Origin of the sequence: Lactobacillus hamsteri DSM 5661 = JCM 6256 (assembly GCF_000615445.1) — a bacterium.
In the GTDB taxonomy this organism is placed as follows: Bacteria; Bacillota; Bacilli; order Lactobacillales; family Lactobacillaceae; genus Lactobacillus; species Lactobacillus hamsteri.
Window position 1 is genome coordinate 1 of the sequence record NZ_BALY01000053.1, and the last position, 6,037, is coordinate 6,037.

Consider the following 6,037-nt stretch of genomic DNA (forward strand, 5'->3'; position numbering starts at 1 on the left):
GAAAAAGAGCCGAAATTCTCAACTCTTCTTTTTTATTATTACTTTTCTGTAAATTCTTGTTTCAACCATTCAAGACTCATTTCAAACCAACGAGCGGCATGCGGATTATTTTGCCATTCACTACCTTTTTCAACAACCTCAGGGCGAGCCAATGAAAAGCCATGCAAGCCTTTTTCAAATAAATGGGCTTCACACTTAACTTGATTTGCATAAAGCGCACGGATATATTCAATTGAATTTGAAATCAAAACAACGGGATCATCCCATGCTTGAAAAATAAATGTCGCTGGTGTTTCACGTGTAACACCTAGTGCACTGTCACGCAATTCTGGTTCATCAGGCAAGTTTTCTTCTTGACCATCCGGAATTTCAAAACCAATTTGATCAATATTAATCAACGGGTAACCTAAAATTGTTTTATTAGGGCGAACTTCCTTAGGTACATAATTATACTTCTTAGAAAAAGTTTCACTGTTAGCCATATAGTTGGCTGCACTTGCCACGTGACCACCAGCGGAAAAACCAATTGTTACGATCTTGTTAGGATCAATATTATATTTTTCCGCATTATCACGATAATATTTAATCGTGCTTAACACATCAAGACCAGCATCCGGATAAATTTTACCGGGATCTTGAACCAAATTGTATTCCATCACAACGCTATTAAAGCCATGTGAACTATATGCTAAAGCAACTGGCTCACCTTCACGAAGCGATAAATAATTGAAACTGCCACCTGGAATCACGATAATCAATGGGCGCTTTTGTTCCACTAACTTAGGATTATCATCCAGAGTATAAGTATGAATTGTATATTTACGATTATTAAAATTAGTTAGAGTTAGATTTTCTGTCTTCATTATTTACCTCATTTTCATTGCTCATCCCTCTTGCCAGTAAGAAGGTTGAGAATGGAACTGTCAAAAGAACACCGATCAATGAGTACAAAATAATCAATGCCTCGTTGACGAACAACTTTTCATTAACAATTTCACCAAAGGTATAACCCAAGCGGAAATACCATAAGAACAATGATAAGAAGCTCCCAAACATTCCGAATAAAATTGTATTCATTGCCGTTCCTAAAACATCATTTCCAATTGATGTTCCGCTTGCTTCAAGCTCTTTGCGTGTAATTTCAGGGTGATGCTTTTTAATTTCCAAAAGCCCCGAACTCATCGCAACCGCAGCTTCCGCAATCGCACCTAAAGTTGAAAAGATTGCGACAGTTACGGCGATCATTGGATAGCTTAAACCTGGCATTTGCGACAAACCAACTAAAACTTCTCCTGCTTCCGGACCTAACCCAGCAGCCTGCGCAAGCCATTCGCATCCCAAAATAAGCAAACTAACCAATAAACAAACAATAAATGCCGAAATAAAGGAATTTTTGGCAACCACATAGTCATGTGTTCCTAAATATATTATCGTCGCTAATTTCAATGGAATAAAAATCAACGTAATAATTGCAATATTGATTCCCCACGAAATTAACATGGCTACCAAAATTAAAAGAAGCGTGTTAATCAGCACACTGAAGAAACTACGAATTCCTGTTTCACCGCCGACAATTGTCATCAAAACAGCTAAAACGATAATTAAAGCTATAAGAGTGCTCATTAATTTTCACCTCTTTGCTTCTTTAATAATAATAAACTGCATCCCGTTGCAAACACAACTGTTAAGACTATGCTGATAGCCGAAATTACACTTTGCGTTACGCCAAGTGATAAAGTAAAGCCAAATGTTGAACCCAAAGTATTATTATCACGCAAATAAAGAATCGTCATTGGCAATGCTTCAGCAACAAAAATCAAAACCAAAACGTTGATCAATGGCCCCATAATTTCTTGGCCCATGGTTCGACCACTTTGCATTAATTGCTTAGGCGTAATATCTTTTTTAACTTGAATAACTTCGTAAAGACTAGAAACAATATCGGTCGCTTCATCCATTACGGCGCCTAAAACTCCTAGTAAAGTCTGTGCTAAAAAGATCCCTCGTGGATCTTGCGTTGCATAATCACCGGTTTCATATTTCATTTCCGATTCACCAGTTAATTTCATAATTAAGTAGCAAAGCGCAAATGAAACAAATACACCCAGCAGCGTTGCTAGCCACGTCGCCAGCATCTTTTTATTAAAGCCTTGCACTATTAACAAACTGATAAATGAAAAGATGATATCAGCTACACTAAAGAGCAAAATAATATATGCGCCATTTAATTTCACATCTAAAACAATAATCCCATAAAAGATGATCCAACTTAAAGCCATTGAAACTAATAGCGCTATGGTATGTTTCCCCGACAAGGCAATCATTAAGACAATCGTTACGGTTAATGCCAAAACTAAGACCCAGTCACGTTTAGGGTTTCCCAGTGCTAAATTACCTTTTTTGATGCTAACAAAAATTCGCTGTCCTGCACGATATTTTTGTGTAACTAATTGTGAAGGATAGTAAATATTCTTTTCCTTAAAAGTTTTGCCTTTATATTTACCATCCAAGACTTTTATATGCAAAACTTGCTCACGTGTCTGGTCTTCATTGGCATAAACATCCTTATTTTTTTCAACTAAACGATCTGAAATTTGCGTATCCGTAATTACAGCTACATTATCTTTTTGATAAATACCAACTGCAAAATAAGTTATCGCAGTTAAGGCCAACCCCACAACCAGAGCAATCAGCGCCACCCAATAGCGTGTTTTTATCTTCTTCATGTATTTGCTTTTATCTCCCTTAAAGTAAGTTCTCTTTTAACTGTAAAACAAAAGACGGCCTCTTATAAGCCGTCTTCATAAATCTTAAAATAATCTTTGCCACCAATGCTTCTTTGCTGGATGAAGCTGCATATCTTCAAGGGTACGATGAACATTTGCACTCGCACGTTTCTTGGCATTTTCTTTTGCCTTATTGATTATTTCATCATGAAGTTCTTCTTCAGATTTCTTCTTATCTTCAAGAACTTTCTTACGCTTATCGTCTTGCGTTTCCTGCTTTTCATCATCTTCAGCAACAATTCCTGAGATATCAGGCAATGCAGCAATCTCATCATCAACGTCTTTTGGTGCTTCCAATTGCTTTTGTCGTTCAAGCAAATCATGATTTTGCTTTTCAATTCGGTTGAGTTGCTTTTGCAAATTATCGATAGCTTCATTTTGACTAGCAATCGTATTTTGAAGTGCACCTAAAAGTTTAGCAACTTGATGACTGTCCATTAATTCATTCTTTGGTTTAGCTTCAGCTTGACGCTTTTTATCTGTTTCTTTTTTATCGCTAACAGCATAAATTTGCCTTGCCGCTTCTTCTAAAGTTAAGCCATCCTTTTTAGATAAATTATGGAAAGCATCCAAATCATCAATATCTTTTTTATGATATAAACGTGCGCGTTGCTTGCTACGCTCAAAGTAATCTTTATTGCCAGTTACTTTTTCTACAATTAAAGAATACTTTCTAAGAGTCGCAACACTAATGCCTAACTTCTCAGCCGCAGCTGCAGGTGCATCAAGTTCTTCAAAATCGTGCTTGTTACTTGTCATTCAATCCTACCCCTAATATTTGGTATTAATCATGCTTATGAAGCAAAGTCTTCTTATGATCAAAACGTTCTTGGCCAACTTCAATCAAACGAGTAATTAAGTCAGTATAAGGAATGCCAGCTTCTTCAAATAGCTTAGGATACATACTAATGCTTGTAAAACCAGGCAATGCGTTAACTTCAGTTAAAACAACTTTGCCATCTGGAGTAAGCATTGAGTCAATTCTAGCTAAGCCTGAGCATTCAGTAACTTGGTAAACCTTTTTAGCGTTTAAACGAACTTTTTCTACAATTTCTTCTGGAATATCAGCCGGAATTTGAAGTGTAGAAGTTGAGTCATCATCATACTTGTTTTCGTATGAATACCATGAACCCTTAGCATTAGTGATTTGACCGACACTTGAAACGATTGGCTTATCGTTTCCTAAAACGGCAGTTTCAACTTCAGTTCCTGGAACTGTTTCTTCAACTAAAACCTTGTCGTCGTACTTAAATGCTTCGTCCAAAGCCTTCTTGTATTCATCAGCGTTAGTTACGTGGCTAACACCTACTGAAGAACCTTGGTTAGATGGCTTAACAAACATGTCCTTGCCTAACTTTTCGGCAACCTTGTCATAGTTAAGCTTGTCATTATTCTTGTCGTTGTATTCAAAACGCTTAACAGCGATCCATTCAGCAACAGGAACACCGACACGTTGAGCCAAAATCTTAGTAAATTCCTTATCCATGGTTACGGCAGCAGCCAAGATATCATCACCAACAAATGGCTTGTCTAAAATCTTGAATAAACCTTGAAGACCACCATCTTCACCCAAATTACCGTGAACAATTGGGAAGAAAATATCAATTTCTGGTAAATTAGCAAGTTCAATTAAATTAGAAATGTTAGTTACCTTGTGTGGGTTCTTCACTTGATACTTAGGATCTTCTAAAACCTTAAAACTTTCCTTTTCATCAGCAAAGTAGCCATCATTAGTAATCCAAATTGGATGAACATCAAATTTATCTTTATCGATTGCTTTATAAATGTTACGACCTGAAACAATTGAAACTTCATATTCGGATGAATTTCCACCGAAAATTAAACCGACTTGTGTCTTTTTAGTCATAGTTTTTTTACCTCTTAATTAATGTTACCATTCTATAATTATACGCAATAATACTAAGAAAAAACAAAATTCCAGAACATTTTTTACAAAAGCCTTTTCATGATGGGTTATAATTAAAGAAAGATGCCGGAAAGGAAGTGAAAAGATGCTTCTACGTAAATTATCTATCACGGCAATTGCTAGTTTAACATTATTAAGTCCGTTTGCGGCTGTTAGTCAAAATGCACAAGCAGCTACTTTTTCAAGCGGTGAAGTTACGCAAGTTCATCATTTTCAAAAGGAATACGCTAACTTAAGCAAGAAAATTTACAGTCAAAATAATATTTATACAACTGCCCCACATCTTACCAAGCCATTTAGTGCTGGTAAAATTCAGCAAGATTATATAAATGATCAACTAGCCTACATCAATTACTATCGTAGTTTATTTGGTCTTCCGCCAATCGTTGACAATAAAACTGCTAATAAAAGTGCGCAAAAAACAGCAAGCGTTATGGCGGCCATTAATGCTAATCCATTTATCAATCAACACGGCTTGCCTAATGAACAAAGACCAGCTTACATTAATAAATCAATTTGGAAATTAGCTCAAGATACATCTGAAACTTCCAACTTGAATTTTAATGTATCTGATCAATCTGCTGGCGATGTAGTTACTGATTTATTAACAGACCACTACAACCTAACAGGCTCCGATACCGGTCACCGTGCTTGGCTTTTATCAACGCGCCTTACTTCAACAGGAATTGGCGCTGCCTACGGAACAAATGGTTATCGTTATTCAGTTCAAAAGGTTTTGAATGTAGATGATCTTTTCCAAAATGCTAGTCAGCCAACGGTCGCTTACCCAAGCGCCGGCGTTTTCCCTGTAGAGTTAACTAAGGGTAAAAATATTGCTTGGTCATTATACTTATCCAATAAGATTTTTGCAGGCAAACCTAAAGTTACGATTACCGACAAAGATACCAACACAAGTTACAATGCTAAAAAAGTAACTAATTATAGCAGTGCTGGTTACGGAAACTTTAAAACCGTTATTACATATTCACCTGGTAAAACGCCAATTATTGCTGGACATGAATATCAAGTAAAAGTCGGCAATTTATATACTTATACATTCAAATTATTTAAACAAAATACAGTTACGGAATCTGACCAAGTTGCAGACAAAGCAAAGACATATCAACGCGTATCCGAACAACAGAACCCACATGCCAAATCTGCTTTCTTAAATCAGAGTGCAAAATTGTGGGCAGCATTAAACTCTAAGAGTGATCATTACAAGGTGACTAACTATTTTGATTCGCTTAAAAAGGGTCAATGGAACCACAATTTTTTTATCCGTCATTTTCTAAAAGATTTTACAGTTAAATTTAAGTAAAAG

General features: G+C 36.3%; 6 protein-coding genes. 1 reads left to right on the top strand and 5 read right to left on the bottom strand.

What is annotated here, in order from left to right; genetic code table 11:
- Window positions 1–38: 38 nt before the first annotated feature.
- From JCM6256_RS08940 to JCM6256_RS08960, 5 genes are all read right to left on the bottom strand, one after another.
- A complete protein-coding gene (locus tag JCM6256_RS08940) occupies window positions 39–863 on the bottom strand; it encodes an alpha/beta hydrolase (protein ID WP_025081338.1) in 825 nt (274 codons plus the stop codon).
- On the bottom strand, window positions 835–1,623 hold the full coding sequence (locus JCM6256_RS08945) for a YibE/F family protein (protein WP_025081339.1): 789 nt from the start codon (window positions 1,621–1,623) through the stop codon (window positions 835–837). Before JCM6256_RS08945 ends, JCM6256_RS08940 begins: the two co-directional genes overlap by 29 nt.
- A complete protein-coding gene (locus JCM6256_RS08950; RefSeq protein WP_025081340.1) occupies window positions 1,623–2,726 on the bottom strand; it encodes a YibE/F family protein in 1,104 nt (367 codons plus the stop codon). The genes JCM6256_RS08945 and JCM6256_RS08950 overlap by 1 nt, the downstream gene beginning before the upstream one ends.
- Window positions 2,727–2,810: 84 nt before the next feature.
- Entirely contained in the window at window positions 2,811–3,545 is a 735-nt protein-coding gene (locus JCM6256_RS08955) for a transcriptional regulator (protein WP_025081341.1), read from the bottom strand.
- Window positions 3,546–3,570: 25 nt separating this feature from the next.
- Entirely contained in the window at window positions 3,571–4,653 is a 1,083-nt protein-coding gene (locus JCM6256_RS08960) for a D-alanine--D-alanine ligase family protein (protein WP_025081342.1), read from the bottom strand.
- A 145-nt stretch (window positions 4,654–4,798) separates the two neighbouring features.
- On the opposite strand from JCM6256_RS08960, the gene JCM6256_RS08965 reads away from it, so the two are divergent.
- Window positions 4,799–6,034 carry a CAP domain-containing protein gene (locus tag JCM6256_RS08965; protein ID WP_025081343.1) on the top strand — a complete coding sequence of 412 codons (1,236 nt, stop codon included), beginning with the start codon at window positions 4,799–4,801 and terminating at the stop codon, window positions 6,032–6,034.
- The last annotated feature ends 3 nt before the right edge of the window (window positions 6,035–6,037 follow it).

What these genes read in the sequence shown, in the direction of transcription:
- JCM6256_RS08965 (WP_025081343.1), top strand. Translation starts at nt 4,799, where the DNA reads ATGCTTCTACGTAAATTATCTATCACGGCAATTGCTAGTTTAACATTA.
- JCM6256_RS08950 (WP_025081340.1), bottom strand. Translation starts at nt 2,726, where the DNA reads ATGAAGAAGATAAAAACACGCTATTGGGTGGCGCTGATTGCTCTGGTT.
- JCM6256_RS08940 (WP_025081338.1), bottom strand. Translation starts at nt 863, where the DNA reads ATGAAGACAGAAAATCTAACTCTAACTAATTTTAATAATCGTAAATAT.
- JCM6256_RS08960 (WP_025081342.1), bottom strand. Translation starts at nt 4,653, where the DNA reads ATGACTAAAAAGACACAAGTCGGTTTAATTTTCGGTGGAAATTCATCC.
- JCM6256_RS08955 (WP_025081341.1), bottom strand. Translation starts at nt 3,545, where the DNA reads ATGACAAGTAACAAGCACGATTTTGAAGAACTTGATGCACCTGCAGCT.
- JCM6256_RS08945 (WP_025081339.1), bottom strand. Translation starts at nt 1,623, where the DNA reads ATGAGCACTCTTATAGCTTTAATTATCGTTTTAGCTGTTTTGATGACA.